The sequence below is a fragment of the Streptomyces sparsogenes genome (genome assembly GCF_001704635.1).
Taxonomy (GTDB): domain Bacteria; phylum Actinomycetota; class Actinomycetes; order Streptomycetales; family Streptomycetaceae; genus Streptomyces; species Streptomyces sparsogenes.
Genome location: NZ_MAXF01000110.1, coordinates 109,877 through 129,014, shown reverse-complemented (window position 1 = coordinate 129,014; position 19,138 = coordinate 109,877). Strand labels below are relative to the sequence as shown.

Genomic DNA, 19,138 nt, shown 5'->3' with positions numbered 1-19,138 from the left:
TCCCGTCCCGTCTTCGGCGCCAAGCAGATGGGCACCGACACCCACGGGCACGGAAACTACTGGCTGGCCGGTTCGGAGAGCCTGGAGAACCAGGCCAGAGTCGTGGTGGGACGCTATGACGAGGTTCAGTTGAAATAGCGGGGTGGTTTTCGATGTCCGACGCCGATGACCCCGGTCTCGGCTACACGCCCGAGGTGCGGGAGGTCTCCGCGCCCCGCGAGGAGGCCAGGGCGCTCTCCAGCGAGCTGTACGACCTGCTGCGGGTGAAGGGGAAGACGACCGCGCCAGGGCCGGGCGTGGACGTGTGCGGCGAGCTGGACCCCGAGAGGTTCTATGTCATCCGCCATCTGTGGTCGGTGTACGGCGTGCCGGTCGGGGACCTCGAAGCCGCTTGGCAGGGGCTCACGGAGGATCTCCCCCGGCACGGCTGGGAGATCGTCCACGAGGGGCGGGAGCCGACCGTCGCCGCGTCCCCGTACGTGATGGCCGACTCCACCCGGAAGAAGTTCACCCTCAAGGCCACCTTGCTGATCCCGACCGAGCGGGACGCCAAGAGGAGCGGCGCGGAGCCCGGGATCATGTTCCATCTCGTGTCCGCCTGCTTCCGGGTGCCCGAGGGCACCTCGGTGGACGAATACTGAGCCCGGCCACGGGCGCCGAGCCCCGGTGTGGGCCCCGGCCCCGGCCCCGGTCGCCGTGGTCATCCAGGCGACCGGGGTCTGGTCGTCCGGGGCCCGGGGCCGCCGCTTCTCGGGGCCGCCGCTCGGGGCCACCGCTCGGGGCCGCAGCGGCGGCTCGGGCATCATGGGCGTCATGACCACGCAGAGCCCGGCCCCCTGGATCACCGTCGCGGTCTACGAGAACCTGCCCGGCCGCCCGCATCCCCAGGCGGCCACGCGCGCTTGACTGCGCGACCGAGGCATCGACTGGATGCCCTTCCGGCCCGAGGAGGAGATCCGCTGCGACCTCCTGTGCGGCATCGGGCCCGACGGCCACTGGCACGGCTGGATCCAGGTCCACGTACACCCTGACGCGCTGCGCCGCCTCGGACTGCACCCCGACCAGCCGACCGCGCGGGTCGACGGGCCGTCCCCGCCCGGCTGGTGGCACGCCGCCGCCGAGCGCCGCGCCCGCGGGGGCGTCGCCTAGCCACGCCCCAGCCGCCCCCGCGACCCCGGCCCGCGACCTCAGTCCGCGGCCGCCCGCTCGGCGGGGAAGCCGTGGGCGCGGGCGGCGGTCACCACGGCCAGTACGGGCGCCAGGAGCAGCAGGACGCTCCAGGGGAAGGCGCCGGAGCCGAGGAGGTCGAGGAGTATCCCGCCGACGACCCCGCCGCCGGCCATGGCCGCGTTCCACAGGGTGACGAGCATGGCCTGCGCGGAGTCCGCCGCCTCGCCTCCGGCGTCGGCCACGGCCGTCTGCAGGAGCGTGGGGACGCCTCCCCAGCCCAGGCCCCACAGCGCCGCCGCCCCGTAGACCAGGGCGCGGCTTTCGGCCGGCACCGCCAGGACGGCGGCCGCCGCGGCGAACAGGAGGGTGGCGGCGATGGTGAGGCCCCGCAGCCGGCGGTCGATGTGGGCGCCCACGGCCCAGATGCTCACCATGGAGGCGGCGCCGAAGACCAGCAGGACGAGGTCGGTGAAGTCGCCCATGTCGAGCCGGTCGAGGAATGTGGCGATGTACGTGTAGAGGATGGTGTGGGCCAGCACGTAGACCAGGGTGACGAAGAGGACCGGCACCACGCCGGGGGCGGTGAGGGCCCGCAGCATCGGGGCCCGGCCCTCCCGGCGCTGTCCCGGGTAGTCGGGGACCAGCGCGGCGATCCACCCGATCAGGACGACGGCGAGCACGGTGATCACGGAGAACGTCACCCGCCAGCCGAGCAGTTCGCCGAGGAAGGTGCCGGCCGGCACGCCCAGCGACAGGGCGACCGGTATGCCGGTCATAACGATCGCGACCGCCTTGCCCCGCAGGTGGGCGGGCGCCATACGACGGGCGTATCCGGCCAGCAGCGCCCAGGCCAGGCCCGCGGCCACCCCGGCGACGAAGCGGGCCGCCATGGTCAGGGGATAGCTCGCCGAGGCCGCGGTGACCGTGTTGGCGACGGCGAAGCCCGCCATCGCCGTCAGCAGGAGTCGCCCGCGGCGCCATCCGGCGGTGGCGGCGGACAGCGGGATGGCGGTGAGCGCGGTCCCGATCGCGTAGATCGTCACCGACTGGCCCATCGCGGATTCGCCGACGCCCAGGTCGGCGCCCATCGCGGGCAGCACCCCGGCGGGCAGCGTCTCGGTGAGGCTGGTGATGAAGACGGCCGTGGCCAGCGCCAGCAGCGCGGGCAGGGGGAGCTTCCGGTCCTGTTCCTCGGTCCCGGCACGGGACCCGGCTGGGTATGTGGTGTCGTTGCGCACGACGCGTATGCTCGAACCGTCACATTGATGTGAAGGTCAAGCGACCGGGTGCGAGGGGGAACACATGCGCATCGGAGAGCTGTCGGAGCGCACCGGCACGCCCCGCCGACTGCTGCGCTACTACGAGGAGCAGGGGCTGATCGCCGCCGATCGCTGCCCGAACGGCTACCGGGACTACGACGAGCGGTTCGTGGACCGGGTCATGCAGATCAGGGGGCTGCTCGACGCCGGACTGCCGACCCGCATCATCAAGCAGATCCTCCCCTGTCTCGACAAGCCCCGGGTCATCCACTTCTCCGACGCCACACCGGAGATGATCGCCACGCTGGAGCACGAGCGCGACCGGATGACCGAGCGCATCACCTGCCTGGTGCGCAACCGGGACGCCATCGCGGAGTACCTGGAGACGGTGCTGCGCAACCGTTCGGGCGTCGGATGCGGGCAAGATCCTCCAAGAGAGGGCGCCACCCCCTAAGCTGGTCGGCGCAGCTGGTTCGCCCCGTCCGCCAGGCGGGATGCGTCGTAAGAGGGAACCCGGTGGGAATCCGGGACTGCCCCGCAGCGGTGAGCGGGAACGACCGCCGTCATATGCACTGGGCCCGCCGAGGGCCCGGGAAGCGACGGCCAGTAGGTGTCTCGTACGACAGGGACGTGCCCGCGAGTCCGAAGACCTGCCCGTTGCCCGCGCGCGAACGACTCGTACGCGGACATCCCGGTGACCTCGAGGGCGGGTCGGCGTACCAACCGGACGGACGACAGCGCAGTGCCGTGCGAGATCGTCGCCGTCCGGTTCCGTCACCCTTCGCACCCTCGTCCCGTCCCCGGGATCTCAGGGATTCATCTCGCGAAGGAGATCTCCGTGACCACCCGACCCGCAGCCGCGGCAGCACGGGCCACCGTGTACGGCTACCCCCGCCAGGGACCCAACCGGGAACTGAAGAAGGCGATCGAGGGCTATTGGAAGGGCCGCGTCACCGCCGACGCCCTCCAGCGGACCGCCGCTGAACTCCGCGGCGCCAAGTGGCGGCGACTGGCCGACGCCGGTATCGACGAGGTTCCGACGGGCGACTTCTCGTATTACGACCACGTCCTGGACACCACCGTCATGGTTGGCGCGATCCCCCACCGCCATCGGGAAGCCGTCACCGCCGATCCGCTCGACGGGTACTTCGCCATGGCGCGCGGCACCCAGGACGTGGCGCCGCTGGAGATGACCAAGTGGTTCGACACCAACTACCACTACCTGGTCCCGGAGCTGGGGCCCGACACCGTGTTCGCCGCCGACTCGGCCAAGCAGGTCGGTGAGGTGCGGGAAGCCCTCGCGCTGGGCCACACCCCGCGCCCTGTCCTCGTCGGCCCCCTCACCTACCTCCTGCTCGCCAAGCCGGCCCCTGACGCGCCCGCGGATTTCGAGCCGATCACCCTGCTGGACCGGCTGCTGCCGGTGTATGCGGAGATCCTGGCCGACCTGCGAGCGGCGGGCGCCGAGTGGGCGCAGCTCGACGAGCCCGCCCTCGTCCAGGACCGTACGTCGGCCGAGCTGAACGCCGCCGAGCGCGTCTACCGCGAGCTGGGCGCCCTCACCGACCGGCCGAAACTCCTGGTCGCCTCGTACTTCGACCGCCTGGGTGAGGCCCTGCCCGTGCTGGCCAAGTCCCCGGTCGAAGGGCTCGCGCTGGACTTCACGGAGAGCGCGTCCGGCAACCTCGACGCGCTCGCCGCCGTCGGTGGACTGTCCGGCAAGCGCCTGGTCGCCGGTGTTGTCAACGGCCGCAACATCTGGGTCAACGACCTGTCGGCCTCGCTCGCCACCCTCGGCACGCTCCTCGGTCTGGCCGACCAGGTCGATGTCTCGGCCTCCTGCTCCCTTCTCCACGTCCCCCTCGACACCGCCGCCGAACGGGACATCGAACCGCAGGTCCTGCGCTGGCTCGCCTTCGCACGCCAGAAGACCGCCGAAATCGTCACCCTGGCCAAGGGCCTGACGCACGGCACCGACGCGATCGCCGCCGAACTCGCCGCCAACCGGGCCGCCCTCGCCTCCCGTGCGGGCTCGCCGATCACTCACGATTCCGCCATACGGGCCCGCGCCGCCGCCGTCACCGAGGCCGAGGCCCGCCGCTCACAGCCGTACGCCGAACGAGCCGCGGCCCAGCGCGCCCACCTCGGCCTGCCACTGCTGCCGACCACCACCATCGGGTCCTTCCCGCAGACCGGCGAACTGCGCAGCGCCCGCGCCGCCCTCCGCGCGGGTCGGATCGACGCCGCCGGTTACGAGGAGCGGATCAGGGCCGAGATCCAGGAGGTGATCTCCTTCCAGGAGGAGGCGGGGCTGGACGTGCTGGTGCACGGCGAGGCCGAGCGCAACGACATGGTCCAGTACTTCGCCGAACAGCTCATTGGCTACCTGGCCACGCAGCACGGCTGGGTCCAGTCCTACGGCACCCGCTACGTCCGCCCGCCGATCCTCGTCGGCGACATCTCCCGCCCCGAGCCTATGACGGTGCGCTGGGCGACCTACGCCCAGTCCCTCACCTCACGTCCGGTCAAGGGCATGCTCACCGGGCCGGTCACCATGCTCGCCTGGTCCTTCGTCCGCGATGACCAGCCCCTGGGCGAGACCGCCCGGCAGGTCGCCCTCGCCCTGCGCGACGAGGTGGGAGACCTGGAGGCGGCGGACACTTCGGTCATCCAGGTCGACGAGCCCGCCCTTCGCGAGACGCTCCCGCTGCGGTCCGCCGACCGTCCCGCCTACCTGGCGTGGGCCACGGAGGCGTTCCGGCTCACGACGGCCGGGGTCCGCCCGGACACCCAGATCCACACGCATATGTGCTACGCCGAGTTCGGCGACATCGTCCAGGCGATCGACGACCTCGACGCCGACGTCATCAGCCTGGAGGCCGCCCGCTCCCATATGCAGGTCGCCCGGGAGCTGGCCGCCCACGCCTACCCGCGCGAAGCCGGACCCGGCGTGTACGACATCCACTCCCCCCGTGTCCCGAGCGCTGAGGAGGCCGCGGCTCTGCTGCGTACGGGCCTGAAGGCGATCCCCGCCGAACGGCTGTGGGTCAACCCCGACTGCGGCCTGAAGACCCGCGGCTGGCCCGAGACCCGTGCCGCCCTGGAGAACCTGGTCGCCGCCGCCCGCACGGTCCGCTCAGAGCTCTCGGAAGCCTGAGGCGGTGGACGGCCGGGAGGGCGCCGGGGCGCCCTCCCGGCCGTCCTCACCGCGCGTCGAAGCGCACCGGCGCGCGGAACCGCGCCCTGCGTGCGGCGCGCCGGAAGGTGGTGAGCACCGCCGGGCCGGCCAGCAGGATGCAGACGAAATTCGTGACGGCCCGTCCCGTGTCCCAGCCCAGCGACGTCGCGAGGTCGAAGGCGATGTAGCGCTGCCATTGGTCGGTGAAGGGCAGGCCGGGGAGGTAGGCGATGGAGCTGCCCGGGTCCAGGGCGAATGGCCAGAAGGAGAGGTTGAGGAGGAAGCCGAAGAGGTAGCCGGACAGCGTGCCGTAGACGGCCAGCAGCAGCACCTCGCGCCGGCCGTTCGCTGGGGGCAGGAATCCGGCGAGCATCCCGACGAACGCGCAGCCGAACATCTGGTAGGGCATCCACGGGCCGACCCCGCCGGTGATGAGTGCGGAGGCGAACAGAGATGTGCAGCCGAGGGTGAAGCCGAAGCCGGGGCCGTAGACGCGTCCGGCCAGGACCAGGACGAAGAAGACGGTCTCGATGCCGGCGGTCCCGGCGCCCAGCGGGCGCAGGGCCGCGTTGACGGCGGACAGGACGCCCAGCATGGCCAGGGCCTTGGAGTCGATGCCGCCCTCCGCGATCTCCGACAACACCACGCACAGGACGAGGAGCAGCAGTACGCCGAAGATCAGTGGGGGCGCGTAGTTCGAGCCGAACTTCCCGGGGGCGACGACGAACGGCCAGAAGAACGCGACGACTCCGAGGAAGGCGGCCAGCGTCATGACGACGCCGACGCGGGCGGTGAGTCGGATCGCCGCGGCCTCAAGTGATGTCATGGGCCGTCCCTTCACCGCTCGCGGCCGACCGGGCGTCCACGAACTGGGCGACCGTCAGGTACGGCAGCGGGGCGAGGATCTTCGCGGTCTGCGGCGCGAAAACGGGGGAGGAGACGATGACGTCCGCGGTCGGGCCGTCGGCGACGATGTCTCCCTCCGCCATCACGACCACACGGTCGGCGGCCCGTGCGGCGAACTCGACATCGTGAGTGGAGATCACCACCGACCTTCCCTCCGCAGCGAGTGCGTCGACGACGCCGATCAGGGCGGTCTTTGCCCGGTAGTCCAGTCCGCGGGTCGGTTCGTCCAGGAGCAGCACCCGGGGTGCGGCCGCCAGCTGTATGGCCAGGACGAGGGCGAGCTTCTGTCCCTCCGACAGGTCGCGGGGGTGGGTGGCGTCGTCGATGGCGGGCGCGAGCCGGTCCAGGATCGCGCGGGCGCTCTCCGCGGTGCCCGATTCGGCGTCGGCCTGGTCGAGTTCCTGTGCGACGCTCTCCAGATAGAGCAGGTCAGCGGGGGTCTGCGGGACCAGGCCGACGAGCGTTCGGGCGCGGGCGGCGGTCACGGTGTGCGGATCGGTGCCCGCCCGGCCGTGCGGTTCGGTGACCTTCACCGTCCCGGCGCGGCGCGGGCCGGAGCCCTGGAGGGCCCACAGGAGGGAGGACTTGCCGGAGCCGTTGCGGCCCATGAGGGCCGTCACCTCGCCCGCGTGCAGGTCGAGGTCGACTTCCCGGACCGCGGGAACGCTCTTGTAGGTGACGGTTACGCCTCGTGCGGTCAGCAGCCGTGCACGGTCCTCCGCCGGGGCCGGGCGGACGGGGTCCGGCGTGCGGTCGGCCAGCCGGGCGCGAAGGGGTACGGCCGCGCGGCGGGCGTCGCGGATGGACAGCGGGAGTGGGGACCAGTCGGCGGCGCGGCCCAGTTCGACGATCGGTGGCGCGATCGTGGACGTGCGCAGGATGTCGGCGGGTGGACCGATGCGGGCGTGGCCGTCGCCGGGCAGGTGCAGGACGCGGTCGGCGTACTGGACGACGCGTTCGAGGCGGTGCTCGGCCATGAGGACGGTGACGCCGAGGTCGTGGACGAGGCGGGTGACGGCGGCGAGGACTTCCTCGGCGGCCGTCGGATCCAGGGCGGAGGTGGGTTCGTCGAGGACGAGGATGCGGGGGTGGGCGGTGAGGACGGAGCCGATGGCGACGCGCTGCTGCTGGCCGCCGGAGAGTTCGTGCAGGGCTCGGTGGCGCAGGTCGGCCAAGCCGAGCAGGTCGAGGGTCTCCTCGACGCGTTTGCGCATGGTCGCCGGAGGCGTCGCCAGCTGCTCCATGGCGTAGGCGAGTTCTTCCTCGACGGTGTCGGTGACGAAGCCGTCGATCGGGTCCTGGCCGACCACGCCCACGACATCCGCGAGTTCGCGGGGTGGGTGGTGGGCGGTGTCCCGGCCGTCGACGGTGACCCGCCCGTACAGCGTGCCGCCGGTGAAGTGCGGTACGAGTCCGTTGACGGCGCCGAGGAGCGTCGACTTGCCGACGCCCGTGTGCCCGACGACGAGGCAGAGTTCGCCTTCCTCCACCGTGAGGTCGACGTCGCGCAGCGCGGGCTCGGGCGCGTCGTCGTAGTGGATGGTGACCTGGTCGAAGGTGATCACGAGGCGTCGCCTCTCTGGACAGGGCCGGGCGGGGGTGCGACGACCCCGGCCGTTCCGGCCAGGAGGATCGCGGCGGTCGGCACGAGCGGCAGGCCGGGCCAGGTGAGCGGGTAGAAGGTGGAGTTGAGCTGGGCTGGGTCGTAGCCGAGGTTGCTGAAGAGGAGGATCGCGGACAGGACGCCGCTGCCGGCCACGGCCCACTCGGGCAGGCGCCAGGGGTCGGGGCGGTAGGTGGTGCGGGTGACACGTCGGCCGCCCAGGCGCAGGCCCGCCACGCACAGCACCGCCCCCAGCCCCATGGCGGGCAGGCCCAGGAACGCGGGCGCGGTCGCGTCCAACAGCCCGTACGCTCCGGCGCACAGGCCGCACATGCCCAGCAGCATCAGCGCGCCCGTGATCCGGCGGGAGCGGCGGGTGGCCGTGCCCGCCCGGCCGTAGCCACGAGAGTCCATGGCGGCGGCCAGGCGAAGCGACCGCTCCAGGGCGTCCTCCAGCACCGGGACCACGATGCCGCGCAGCGCCCTCATGCCCCGCGTCCGTCCGGCTCGCAGTTTCCGGGCCCGCGCGACGCGTTGCACGCTCTGCACGAGCTGCGGCGCCACGCTGATCGCGACGGTGACGGCGACGCCGAGTTCGTACAGTGCGCCGGGCAGGACGCGCAGCGCGCGCTTGGGGTTGGCGAGGGTGTTGGCCGCGCCGATGCAGCACAGCATGCATGCCAGCCGCAGCCCGTCGGTCGCCGCCGACAGCACCGCTTCCAGGGAGACCGGGCCGCCGATCCTGATGCCCGCGTACCAGTGGGGGGTGGGGATGTGCGGGAGGGAGAAGAGGAAGTGGTCACGGGGCGTGATGCCGGTGGCGAAGACGGCGCGGAAGACGACGCGGATCGCCACGACCGTCAGAGCCAGGTACAGGTAGTACTTGAAGCCGCGCGCCCAGGGCGCCTCCGTGCGCCGGGCAGAGACGACATAGCCGAGCACGGCGAGGACGAGGAACAGCAGGAGCGGGTTGTTGGTGCGGCTGACGGCGGTGGCCAGGGCCAGGGCCCACACCCACCAGGCCACCGGGTGCAGCGTGCGCGGCAGGCGCCGCCCGCCCGCGTCCGGTGACGGGCCGGACCCGGTGGCGGGCGCCGCCACGGTCGTACGGGTCACCGCGGTCACTCGCTACGACGCCGCCGACGGGCCACGACCGCTGCCGCAGCGCCGATCAGGACGGCGAGTGCGGCGCCGGTGACCACGGGCGCGATCGACCCGGCGTCGTGCCGGGCGTCGGCGGCGGGGGCAGCGTCGACCACGCTGGGGCCGGAGGGCGGTGCGGCCGCCGCCGGCGAAGGCGTCGAGCTGGTCGGCGGCCTGGTCGTCGGCCTGGTCGTCGGGCTCGGTGTTGGCGAGTGTGACGCGCTTGGCCTGGCCTTCTCCGGCTTCGGCGAGGTGGTCTCGGGCGGCTTGGTGGCCCGCTTCTCGGGTGCGGGCCCGGTGTCGACGTCGGGCGGCAGCGTGGGTGCCTTGCCGGTGGGGGCGGGCTTGCCCGCGTCGCCCCGCGGGCGGCTGTTGTGGGCGCGCAGCTGGTCGGGGGTGACCTTCGGGCGCCCCTTGGTGCCCTCGATGTCGGTGCCACCGAAGATCCAGAGGTCGACGCTCCCCGGCTTGGGCCTGTAGAGCATGGCGCCGAGCCGACTGTAGGTCCAGTCCGTGTCGTCCGGGTCGGCGTGCCAGTACGACCAGTAGGCGGAGGCGGGCGGGGTGAGGACGCAGTCGTCCTCGGCGGCGGTCGGGTACTGCTTGCCGTTCCGGAACCCGCTGTAGCCGATGCGGCAGATGAACGCCGGGCCATCGTGTCCCGTGCCAGTGGTACGCCAGCCGCCCTGGTTGAGCAGTTCGTAGCCGGTGGTCGGGGTCGTACCGCAGGAGCGGTAGATCGGGCCGCCCCAGCGGCTGAAGTCGACGGCCAGCACCGCGCCGGAGGACGTCGTGCAGCGGCCCATGGGCTGCGGGTCGGCAACGGCCGGGACCGCGGTCCCGGCGAGGGCGGCGACGGTCATTCCGAGCGCCGCCACCGTACGGGCCACCGCCCGCAGGAGACGCGCAGGGCTCATCGTCCGCTCCCCGCGTCCGTCCTGCGGCGGGCCGCGAGGAGCGTGCGCCATCCGGCGAGCACCAGCACCGCGGCGATCGCCGCGAGGGCGCCGACCTGGGCGCCGGTGGAGGCCAGTGCGCCATCTCGGCCGCTGCCGCCGTCGGCGCTGGGTCCGCCGTCGCCGCCGCTCGTGTCACCGGGGGTGACGATGTCGGGCGCGCGGCCGCTCGGGCTCGGCTCGGGCTGCGGCGAGGTCCCGGTCAGGCTCCGCTTCAGCTCGGCGAAGGAGATGCCGGTCGAGCCGCCGACCGCCTGGGTGGAGGCCCGCAGGTCGGAGCCGCGCTGCCCCTCCTTGGCCACGTTGAAGCCGCCGTCGGAGTTCTGCTGCGAGGCCAGGAACTTCCGGGCCTTGCCGATCTCGTCGGCGTACGTGGGGGCGTCCAGCGACAGTCCCTGGACGGCGAGGGCGGCCGAGTTGACGGAGTCGCCCGCCGCGCCCGGGAAGCCGCCGTCGGGCAGCTGCTTGCCGGCGAGCCAGGCGAGGGCCTTGTCCACAGCCTTGTCCGCCTTGTCGCCACCGGCCAGGTCGAGGGCCATGGCGGCGATGGCGGTGGAGTCGACGTCGGAGTCGTCCGTGGCCGGGATCAGGCTCGGCCAGGCACCGCTGTCCTGCTGGAGGCTCTCCAGATACGCGATCGGCCGCTCGGCCGCCGCCGTCTCGCCCGCGCGCAACTGCGCTATGACCGCCAGGGACTGGGCGAACACGGACGGGGCGTAGGTGTAGGCGCCCTTCGCCGCGCAGGAGCGGTCGGGCGCGGTGCTCGGCTTCGCACAAACAGCCTTGCCGAGGGCGGCGATGAGGTCGTGGCCCGCGAAGTCGCGTGGGTCGCGGCCGACGGCTTCGGCGAGCAGCGCGGTCTTGCCGAGGGAGCCACCGGCCGCGTAGCGGGTGCCGATACCGGTCCAGTCGTTGACGGTACGGCCCTCGCCGTCCTTGCCGCCGTGGTCGAGGAAGTCGACGACGCCACGCAGCTTGGCGTTGTTCAGGCCGGTGGCGGCGAGTGCGTAGGCGCCGTCGATGGTCAGGCCGAAGTCGGCGCGGGACGTCCCGGGCCCGGTGGTGTAGTACCGGCCCTGTTTGAGGTTGGCGGCGTTCGTGAGGTAGGCCACGCCCTTCTTCAGGTCGGGGCCGTCGCCCGGGGCCGGCGTGCCGGGTTCCGTCGTCGGGGGCTCGGTGGCCGGCGGGTCGGTCGGCTCAGTCTCCGTCGTGGTCAGGGCGGCGAGGTTGGTGTGCGCGCCCGCGAGGACGGCGGCCGGCGTCGGGTGGACCGCCGGATCGGTGGCGCCCTCCTCGAAGCCGAAACCACCGCCGTCGAGCTGCTGCCGCGACAGCCAGCCCACGGCCGCGTCCGCTCGGTCGGTGTCCCCGAGGGCGCACAGGGCCTGGGCCGCGTAGGCCGTCGCGTACACGCTGCCGGTGGTGGCGCCGGTGGAGCCGGGGAACGCGCCGTCCTGGCGCTGGGACTTGGTCAGGTACGTACGGGCCTTCGCCACGGCGTCGTCGTGGCCGCCCGCCTTGTGCAGCACCAAGGCGACGAGACCGGTGGTCGCGGGGTCGCCGTCGCAGTACTCGCCGGGGCGGATCAGGATGCTGGTGACGCCGCCGTCCCTGCACTGAAGCTGGGTGAGACGGTCCACGGCGGCGGCCGGAGGCGTGGCCCCGGCACGCAGCAGAGCCAGCGCGGACAGCGCCTGGCCATCGGTGTAGGTGGCGCCGCGGAAGTCACCCTTGGCGGTGCAGCCGGGGGTCGGCTCGCCGGACTCGGGGCCCGCCGCGCACACGTTCTCGGCCAGGTCGCCGACGAGGTGGTGGCCCCCGAACGCGTTCGGGTCCTTCTCGGTGATCTCGGCAAGGAGCGCGAGGCGGGCGGCGGCCGTCGCGTCGGGGGCCTGGTCGGTGCCGTTCGGGTAGGCATAGTCGCCGGTGTGTGCGGCGAGGAAGTCCGTGATCCTTTCGAGGGCGGTGCTCTTGCCGTCGGTGGCGGCGAGCGCGTACGCGGTCTCGGTGGTCAGCGGGTAGTTCGGGTTGTCGGCGCCGTCGTCGACTATGCGTTCTCCGTCGGTGAGGCGCCCCTTGAGCCAGGTGGCGGCGGCGGGCAGGTCGACCTTGCCGGCCGGGCCGGTGGGCGGGTCACCCGGATCGGGGGAGCCGGTGTCGCCGGGACGGACGTCGTCGGGGGTGAAGGTGGGCTTGCCCGTGCTGCCGCCGACGTCCGTGCCGCCGTACACCCAGGCGTCGACGTCGCCGTCCTTCAGCTTGCGGTCCATGGCGCCGTACTGGCTGTAGGTCCACTCGTCCTGGCCGGGGGAGGCGGTCCAGTACGACCAGTAGGCGGTGGCGGGAGGCGTCAGGACGCAGGACTCCTTGTCGGGAGTCGGGTACCGCGTACCGGAGTTGAAGGCGCCGTGACCGATGCGGCAGATGAAGCCGGGACCGTCGTGCTCGGTGCCGGTGGTAGTAAAGCCGGCGTCGTGGAGCAGGTCGTAGCCAGTGGTCGGGGTGGTGTCGCAGCCGCGCTCGACCTTGCCGCCGAACGGACCGAAGTCGACGGCCACGACCGCGCCGTTCGTGGCGGTGCAGTCGCCGATCGGGTCGGCCGCCGCCGGGGATGTCGTGGTGAGGAACGTCACGCAGGCGGCCACCAGCACCAGCAGCGCCGTCGTGAGTGCCGTCCAGGGCCCGGGTCTTGTGCCTGCCCGCCCGTCTCTTCGCTCTCCGGTCCTCACAGCGGCCCTCTCGTCCCCTGTACGGCGCGGAACGCGAACGTGGTTGAGGGCCCTGCGGCGCGAGGAGGTCCCCGCCCACAAGAGCTGGTCGCACCACGCCGTAGTCCGCGACGGCGTCTGTTGCTCGATCACGCTCCAGGCATTCCGGCTCGCCCGGCGCTATGCCGGGCCTACGGTTGCGGGTCAGCGCCGGACTTCGACCGGCTTCCCCTGGAACTCATTGCGTGCCAGTCGGATTTGAGCACGGTTCGCAGGGGGCGTCAAGGTGGTTCACGCACCGTCACGGACGGTCCGGAGGGCCCCTCTGGCGGCCGGGCCGCCGGTCGGGTACCGTCCCGCACTGCCGAGTGGGGGAACCCGGTGGGAGTCCGGGGCTGACGCGCAGCGGTGTGGGACGGCAGGGGGCCGTCCCGAGCCCGAATGCCCAGGCGGTGATCCACCTTTGGAAGCCGGTCCACGCGTTCCGGACGGCGGCCACACCCGCTGCTCCGCAGGCCGCCAGGGCCCGGCACGGGTCCGGTCGGCGTCCTTCATCCCAGGAGCAGGCCATGTCCCCTAGCGTGTCCTCGTACCCGCCCGTCCGCCGTCCCGCGCTCATCGCGGCCAGCGCGCTCGGCGCCTTCGCACTCACCACCCTGCCGGCGGCGGCGACCTCCACCCCGGCCCAGATAGCCACCTCGAAGACCAACGGCGTCGCCTACCTCAAGTCCCTTCAGGCGGCCGATGGTTCGTACGCCGGGCCGGGGCTGTCCAACGAGTGGGCGTTCAGCGCCTTCGCCGCCGCCGGAACCGCGGCGGTGGACGTCACCCCGGCCGGCGACACGAGCAGGAACGCGAGAACGGTCTACCGAAACCTTCTGTCCACCACCGGCTGGCCGTCCTCCTCCCCCGTCGTCACCGACTACGAACGCGCCGCGCTCAACGCGTACGCCGCCGGCATCGACCCGGCCCGCGTCTCCGCCTCCCGCAACCTGATCGCCGACATCTACGGCTACTGGCACACCAGCGAGGTCGGCTACTTCGGTCCCTCCGCCAACTTCAACGGCACCGTCTTCGCCGCGCTCGCCCTGAACGGCGCGAAAACCCGGTCCGGCCAGGTCCGCGTCCCGCAGGCCTTGCGCGACACGATCGTCACCCGCATCCGCGCCAACCAGCACAACGACGGCGGCTGGAACTACAGCAAAGCCGAGGGCAACCCAACCGAGCTAGCGACGGCCGGCGACATCGACATGACGGGCGCGGCGATGGCAGCCCTGTGCGTCTCCGGCGTGCCGAACACCGACACCGACATCGTGCAGGCCAAGGCTTTCCTCAAGAGCAAACTGGTGGCCAACAGCGGCGCTTTCAACGCCATGTTCGGCGTCAACACCGACTCCAACGGCTGGGCCGTCTCCGGCCTGAACGCCTGCGGCATCAACCCACAGACCGGCGACTTCCTCACCTCCCAGGGCAAGACCCCCATCGACTTCATCATCGCCCAGCAGTTCAACCCCGGCGGCGGCTTCAAGTACCTGCCCAGCGACACGACCCCATCGGCGTACGCGTCCATCGACGGTCTGCGGGCGGTGGCCGGAGGCGGCTTCACCTCCGCCCCGCCCGTGCCGACCACCCCGGGTGCCCCGCAGTGGGTGGGCCAGACCTCCCTCACCCCCGGTACGGCGACGAAACTGGCGCTGACCGTGGACGACGGTGCAGGCAACCTCAAGGTCTGCTCGGTGACCCTCACCCCGACCGCCGGAACGACCACGCTGGGCGCCGTTCTCGACGCGGCGACGAGCGCGGCCCTCCCGTCGGGCTGTGTCACCTCGGTGGCGCCGTCCTCCGGCACGGGCACCATCGCGTCCCTCAACGGCAAGGCCAACAGCGGCTCGAACACCTGGAAGGTCAGCGTCGACGGCTCGGCCTTCACCACCGCGACGCGGGAGACGGCCGTGGGCGTCGGCGACACGATCGCCGTGCGCTGGGGCGCCTGATGCCCGTGCCGGGGTCGTGGGGTCGCGCGGCGCGCCGTCTCCCCGCCGCCTGCCGCGGCCGGCTTCGTCACTGAGCCGGGGCCGCCCGGGCTGCGACGTTGCCACCCCTACGTCTGTCCAGGTCAGCGATCATTTCCCCGCGGCTTCAGCGGCGCGTTCGGCAGCTCGGGGGCGGGCAGGCGGTCACCGTCGTAGCCCTTGACCTCGCCGAAGCGGGAGCCGGTCATCCAGTCCTCGCGGGCCTGGGCGATGTCCTGGTGGTCGCGGCCGATGAAGTTCCACCACATCACGATCCGCTCCCCGAACGGCGTCCCGCCGAGCAGCACCATCCGGGCGGGGGCGTCCGTGGTGTTCGTCAGCTCCAGGGTCCGGTTTCCGGGGGCGAGGTAGCCGAGTTCGGCGGGGCGCAGGAGGGTGTCGGCCATGCGGACCTCGCCGCGGTCGAGGAGGAGGCCGTGCTCGAAGGCCGGGTCGATGTCGAGGCCGACCGTGGCGTGCGGCTCCAGGACGAGTTCGGCGCCCAGCAGGGGGCTGAAAGTGGGGACCGGCGACGTGTCGCCCGCGAGGGAGCCGAGGAACACCCTGGCCTCACCGGCGGACCCGTCCCCCGCCGGGGTGCCGGTCAGGGCGACGGGGCCCGGGACGTAGTGCCGGAAGTCGCGGGCGGTGTGCCGGTGCTGTTCCGGCAGGGCCACCCACAGCTGTACGCCGTGCAGGATCGTGGTCCGGGGGGTGGAGACCTCGGAGTGGCTGATCCCGTGGCCGCCGGTCATCAGGTTCAGCTCGCCGGGGCGTACGAAGGCGTGGCTGCCCAGGCTGTCGCGGTGCTCGATCTCCCCGCTGAACAGCCAGCTCACCGTCTGCAGCCCGGTGTGCGGATGCGGGGCGACGTCCATCCCGCCCGTGGCGGCCACGTCGTCGGGCCCGTAGTGGTCCGCGAAACACCAGGCGCCGATCAGCGTCCGGGCCCGCTGTGGCAGGGTGCGTCGTACCGTCATCGCGCGCGGGCCGCCCAGCGGGACGTCGCGCGGGGTCAGGACCTCCACCCGGGGGGCGCCGGTCTCCTCGTCCGGGGAGGCGCCGCAGCGCTGCACGGCGGGCTGGGTCTCGGTGTTGCTCATGGGGCGACGCCTCCCGGGGCGGGATAGTGCGGGATAGTTTTATGCTCAACAATCATGGATGATAGGTCCACACCTCGCTGAGGTGCGAGACCTCTCGAGAAGTGTGGCCCATGCGGTCCGGTGAAGGAGATCAGGTGACTGACGCGGCAGCGACCTCCGTCGACAAGGTGACCTCCGCCGAGGGGCGGGGCAAGCGGGTCTTCGTCGACAAGCAGAGCCCGCGGGCCTACGGCGCCCTGGCACAGACCGCCGAGGCGGTCCGCGCGGTCGCCGCCGAGGCCGGGCTCGACCGGATCCTCGTGGAACTGGTCAACCTCCGGGTGTCCCAGATCAACGGCTGCGCGTACTGCCTCCACCTCCACACCAAGGCCGCGCTGCGCGCCAGCGAGACCACCCAGCGCCTGGGCGTGCTGCCGGCCTGGCGCGACACGGAGGTGTTCACCCCCCGGGAGCGGGCCGCGCTCGCCCTCGCCGAGGCGACCACCAACCCCGCGGACGCCGCAGCCCAGGAGGCGGCCTACGCCGTCGCGCGCCCGGTGCTGACCGACGACGAGATCTCGGCGGTGATCTGGGTGGCGATCACCATCAATGCGTTCAACCGGATCTCGATCATGAGCAAGCACCCCGTACGCCCGGTCCCCGCGCCCCGGCCGGCCGCTGCCGCACAGGACTAGGCCCTCCCGCCGGCCGGGAGCCCCCGCCGGCCGGGGGCCATCGGGAGGGCCACCTCGGAAACGTGCCTACGGCGCCCCGGCCGCCGATGCCGCCAGCACCCTCGCCTCCCGCTCCGGGTCGAGCCCCACCGGCGGCCGGTCCGGGCGGTGGGGCGCCCGGCCGCCAAGCGCGCACAGCCACTCCCAGGTGGCGGCCACGGTCTCGGCGACGGGGCGGCAGCGCAGGCCCGCGGCCAGCGCCCGGGACACGTCGCTCTGGTGCACCGTGTCGTAGAGCTCCCCCGGCGGCAGCCAGATAGGCAGCTCGGTCCACGGCTCGACACCGGCCGCCAGGACCGTCTCCGGGTCCGTCCAGCACAGCTCGGCGTCCGACCCGGTGGCGGCCACGCACGCCTCCAGCAGCTCGCCGAAGGTCGCGTGGCCGGGCGGGCTCACCAGGTTGTACGGGCCGCCGAGCCCGCGCTCGGCCGCGTCGAGCAACCAGGCGGCCAGGTCGCGTACGTCGATGTACTGCAGCGGCAGATCGCGCGGCCCCGGTGCCAGGACCCGGCCGCCCAGGGTCCCTCCCCGCGCGGCGCCCGCGATGCGGGTCAGCCACCACGGCAGCCGCCCGACGTTCTCGTACGGGCCCAGGATCAGCCCGGCCCGGGCCAGCAGCGCCCGGTCCCCGAACGCCGCCTCGGCCGCCAGCTCGCCGCCCCTCTTGGCCTCGGCGTACTCGACCTCGCCCGCGTCCGGCGAGGCCTCCACCAGCGGGCCGTCCTCGTCGAGCCCGGCCGGGGCGGGGTAGGCGTAGACGGACCGGCTGGAGACGTAGACGTAGTGCCCGGCGCGCCCGGCCAGCAGCCGTGCCGCGTCCCGCACGGCGGATGGCGCGCCCGTCCAGGTGTCGACGACCACGTCCCACTCCCCCGCGCCGGCCCCCTCCAGGGCCGCCAGGCCGCCCGCGGCGCTCCGGTCGCCCCGCAGGGCGGCCACGCCCGCCGGGGGTTCGTGCCGCCCCCGGTTGAACACCGTCACCTGCCAGTCGCGTGCCAGCGCCTCCTCGGCCACGGCCCGCCCCACGAATTCCGTACCGCCCAGCAGCAGAAGTCTCATGGCGGCGACTCTGCCCGGCCGGGCGGCGCCCGCGGAATCGCCGCATGCTCTGAGCGAATACGCTCACAGCGGACACGCCCTGGGCGGGCGCGCCCTGCGCGAACCGGCGGTGAGGCAACCCGCCGCTACGCCCCGGCCATGGCCGCGCGCAGCACCTCCGTACCCGGGGCGCAGGACTCCCGGAGGGCCGACAGCTCCTCCGGGGGGAGGCGCAGGGAGGCGCCGCGCCGGCCGTGGTCGAGCGTGGCCTCGGCCGCCGCCAGCCAGTCCGGGGTGGGCTCCACGCCGATGAACCCGGCCAGCCGGGTCAGCTCCCGCCGGGGCGCGTCGAGCAGCTCCTCGTACGACAGGGATGTCCGGGACCCCTCCGGGACCCGGGAGAGCGCGGTCAGGCCCCGGGTGATCAGCCGCGACCACATCGCGCCGAACCGGGCGACCGGCACGGGCGCCTCCAGCAGCAGCGCGGGGTCGAACCGTTCGGCGAACAGCCCCGCGAGGTCGGGCGGCAGGGACCGCAGGTGCTCGTCGGTGAGCCGGGTCAGCGGACCCGCGCCCGAGGCGGCCCTGGCGTCCATGGTGCGCAGGATCATCCGGAAGCCGGGGTGGCGGCTCATGGACAGCGCGCAGTCAGGCCCGTCCCGGAACAGATGGACGAACCGGGCCCCGGGGAACGCCTCCCGCAGCCAGGGCACCCAGGCCAGGGCGCCGCCCGAGCGCTCGACGACCACGCCGCGGCCGAACCGGTCGGCCAGCAGCTCGAACAGCGCCCCGTAGTGGCGGGCGACAGGGCGGCCGGGCCACGCCGAGACGCGCGGCGCCAGCTCGTCGAAGAGCCCGTCCGGGTCGTCGGTGAGGTGCGGCAGGACCGTCATGCACAGGGCGGGGATGCCGGTGGTCCCGGCCGAGAAGCGCCCGGGGCGCCGGGGGTAGAGGAACTCGGGCGCCGGGACGCCGCTGCGGATCATCCGGTCGAAGCTCTCGTTCGGCCGGGTGAGCAGCTCCCAGAACTCCGCGCCGCCCAAGGTCCGCCCGGGCAGCGGGTGCCGGTGGGGCTCGGCGCCGAGGGACGTGAAGAGCTCGTTGACGCTGAGGACGCCGGGGTGCAGGTTCAGGACGTGCGAGAGCGCCGTCGAGCCGCTGCGTCCGGTGCCGACGACGAACGTCAGGGGCCGCGTGCTGATGGGTCCACCTCCGGTGCTGGCCCGCCGCGGGGTACGGCGGCGGGGCGGCGGCCGCGCGCGGGCCGCCGGGCAGCGATCAGTAAAGGCCCAGGTGCGACCGGGGCGCAAGGGTGTCGACGGCGGCAACACGGGCGCCATCATGGAGAC

The 19,138-nt window shown here is 73.2% G+C and carries 15 protein-coding genes and 1 riboswitch; of the genes, 6 read left to right on the top strand and 9 right to left on the bottom strand.

Going from position 1 to position 19,138, the window contains the following annotated elements:
- The first annotated feature begins 152 nt into the window (after window positions 1-152).
- Together BBH68_RS23645 and BBH68_RS23635 are read left to right on the top strand one after the other, a co-directional pair.
- Window positions 153-641: a hypothetical protein gene (locus tag BBH68_RS23645; RefSeq protein WP_065965483.1), complete on the top strand. Its 489-nt coding sequence runs from the start codon at window positions 153-155 to the stop codon at window positions 639-641.
- 289 nt (window positions 642-930) lie between these two features.
- Window positions 931-1,149: a hypothetical protein gene (locus tag BBH68_RS23635; protein WP_065965481.1), complete on the top strand. Its 219-nt coding sequence runs from the start codon at window positions 931-933 to the stop codon at window positions 1,147-1,149.
- Window positions 1,150-1,187: 38 nt separating this feature from the next.
- Here the strand turns inward: BBH68_RS23635 and BBH68_RS23630 are convergent, their stop codons facing one another.
- On the bottom strand, window positions 1,188-2,408 hold the full coding sequence (locus tag BBH68_RS23630; RefSeq protein WP_065965480.1) for an MFS transporter: 1,221 nt from the start codon (window positions 2,406-2,408) through the stop codon (window positions 1,188-1,190).
- A 64-nt stretch (window positions 2,409-2,472) separates the two neighbouring features.
- Between BBH68_RS23630 and BBH68_RS23625 the strand changes: the two genes are divergently transcribed.
- Together BBH68_RS23625 and metE are read left to right on the top strand one after the other, a co-directional pair.
- Window positions 2,473-2,883 carry a MerR family transcriptional regulator gene (locus BBH68_RS23625; RefSeq protein ID WP_065965479.1) on the top strand — a complete coding sequence of 137 codons (411 nt, stop codon included), beginning with the start codon at window positions 2,473-2,475 and terminating at the stop codon, window positions 2,881-2,883.
- A riboswitch (cobalamin riboswitch) is annotated at window positions 2,882-3,101 on the top strand. Its footprint overlaps the gene before it by 2 nt.
- A gap of 166 nt (window positions 3,102-3,267) precedes the next feature.
- Complete coding sequence (gene metE, locus BBH68_RS23620; protein ID WP_065965478.1) at window positions 3,268-5,586, top strand: 5-methyltetrahydropteroyltriglutamate--homocysteine S-methyltransferase; 2,319 nt, start codon at window positions 3,268-3,270, stop codon at window positions 5,584-5,586.
- Between the two features lie 46 nt (window positions 5,587-5,632).
- On the opposite strand, the gene BBH68_RS23615 is transcribed toward metE, so the two are convergent.
- From BBH68_RS23615 to BBH68_RS23595, 5 genes are read right to left on the bottom strand one after another with little or no spacing between them, the layout of a single operon-like run.
- Entirely contained in the window at window positions 5,633-6,433 is an 801-nt protein-coding gene (locus tag BBH68_RS23615; protein WP_065965477.1) for an ECF transporter S component, read from the bottom strand.
- A complete protein-coding gene (locus tag BBH68_RS23610) occupies window positions 6,420-8,078 on the bottom strand; it encodes an ABC transporter ATP-binding protein (RefSeq protein WP_065965476.1) in 1,659 nt (552 codons plus the stop codon). Before BBH68_RS23610 ends, BBH68_RS23615 begins: the two co-directional genes overlap by 14 nt.
- Window positions 8,075-9,232, bottom strand: coding sequence for an energy-coupling factor transporter transmembrane component T (locus BBH68_RS23605; protein ID WP_104531384.1), 1,158 nt, complete (start codon window positions 9,230-9,232; stop codon window positions 8,075-8,077). Before BBH68_RS23605 ends, BBH68_RS23610 begins: the two co-directional genes overlap by 4 nt.
- Before the next feature lie 5 nt (window positions 9,233-9,237).
- Window positions 9,238-10,176, bottom strand: coding sequence for a hypothetical protein (locus tag BBH68_RS23600; protein ID WP_065965474.1), 939 nt, complete (start codon window positions 10,174-10,176; stop codon window positions 9,238-9,240).
- Window positions 10,173-12,944: a prenyltransferase/squalene oxidase repeat-containing protein gene (locus BBH68_RS23595; RefSeq protein WP_065965473.1), complete on the bottom strand. Its 2,772-nt coding sequence runs from the start codon at window positions 12,942-12,944 to the stop codon at window positions 10,173-10,175. The genes BBH68_RS23600 and BBH68_RS23595 overlap by 4 nt, the downstream gene beginning before the upstream one ends.
- Window positions 12,945-13,492: 548 nt before the next feature.
- Here BBH68_RS23595 and BBH68_RS23590 point away from each other — a divergent pair.
- Window positions 13,493-14,917, top strand: coding sequence for a prenyltransferase/squalene oxidase repeat-containing protein (locus BBH68_RS23590; RefSeq protein ID WP_065965472.1), 1,425 nt, complete (start codon window positions 13,493-13,495; stop codon window positions 14,915-14,917).
- Window positions 14,918-15,039: 122 nt separating this feature from the next.
- On the opposite strand, the gene BBH68_RS23585 is transcribed toward BBH68_RS23590, so the two are convergent.
- Complete coding sequence (locus tag BBH68_RS23585) at window positions 15,040-16,038, bottom strand: pirin family protein (RefSeq protein WP_065965471.1); 999 nt, start codon at window positions 16,036-16,038, stop codon at window positions 15,040-15,042.
- A 167-nt stretch (window positions 16,039-16,205) separates the two neighbouring features.
- On the opposite strand from BBH68_RS23585, the gene BBH68_RS23580 reads away from it, so the two are divergent.
- Window positions 16,206-16,712: a carboxymuconolactone decarboxylase family protein gene (locus BBH68_RS23580; RefSeq protein WP_065965498.1), complete on the top strand. Its 507-nt coding sequence runs from the start codon at window positions 16,206-16,208 to the stop codon at window positions 16,710-16,712.
- Window positions 16,713-16,778: 66 nt separating this feature from the next.
- Here BBH68_RS23580 and BBH68_RS23575 read toward each other — a convergent pair whose 3' ends face one another.
- Together BBH68_RS23575 and BBH68_RS23570 are read right to left on the bottom strand one after the other, a co-directional pair.
- A complete protein-coding gene (locus BBH68_RS23575; RefSeq protein WP_065965470.1) occupies window positions 16,779-17,810 on the bottom strand; it encodes an NAD-dependent epimerase/dehydratase family protein in 1,032 nt (343 codons plus the stop codon).
- Window positions 17,811-17,935: 125 nt separating this feature from the next.
- On the bottom strand, window positions 17,936-19,132 hold the full coding sequence (locus BBH68_RS23570) for a sulfotransferase family protein (RefSeq protein WP_245738248.1): 1,197 nt from the start codon (window positions 19,130-19,132) through the stop codon (window positions 17,936-17,938).
- Window positions 19,133-19,138 lie beyond the last annotated feature (6 nt).

Excerpts from the sequence above, each read along its gene's own strand:
- BBH68_RS23645 (WP_065965483.1), top strand. The coding sequence starts at position 153 with ATGTCCGACGCCGATGACCCCGGTCTCGGCTACACGCCCGAGGTGCGG.
- BBH68_RS23635 (WP_065965481.1), top strand. The coding sequence starts at position 931 with ATGCCCTTCCGGCCCGAGGAGGAGATCCGCTGCGACCTCCTGTGCGGC.
- BBH68_RS23625 (WP_065965479.1), top strand. The coding sequence starts at position 2,473 with ATGCGCATCGGAGAGCTGTCGGAGCGCACCGGCACGCCCCGCCGACTG.
- BBH68_RS23615 (WP_065965477.1), bottom strand. The coding sequence starts at position 6,433 with ATGACATCACTTGAGGCCGCGGCGATCCGACTCACCGCCCGCGTCGGC.
- BBH68_RS23600 (WP_065965474.1), bottom strand. The coding sequence starts at position 10,176 with ATGAGCCCTGCGCGTCTCCTGCGGGCGGTGGCCCGTACGGTGGCGGCG.
- BBH68_RS23590 (WP_065965472.1), top strand. The coding sequence starts at position 13,493 with ATGTCCCCTAGCGTGTCCTCGTACCCGCCCGTCCGCCGTCCCGCGCTC.
- BBH68_RS23585 (WP_065965471.1), bottom strand. The coding sequence starts at position 16,038 with ATGAGCAACACCGAGACCCAGCCCGCCGTGCAGCGCTGCGGCGCCTCC.
- BBH68_RS23575 (WP_065965470.1), bottom strand. The coding sequence starts at position 17,810 with ATGAGACTTCTGCTGCTGGGCGGTACGGAATTCGTGGGGCGGGCCGTG.
- BBH68_RS23570 (WP_245738248.1), bottom strand. The coding sequence starts at position 19,132 with ATGATGGCGCCCGTGTTGCCGCCGTCGACACCCTTGCGCCCCGGTCGC.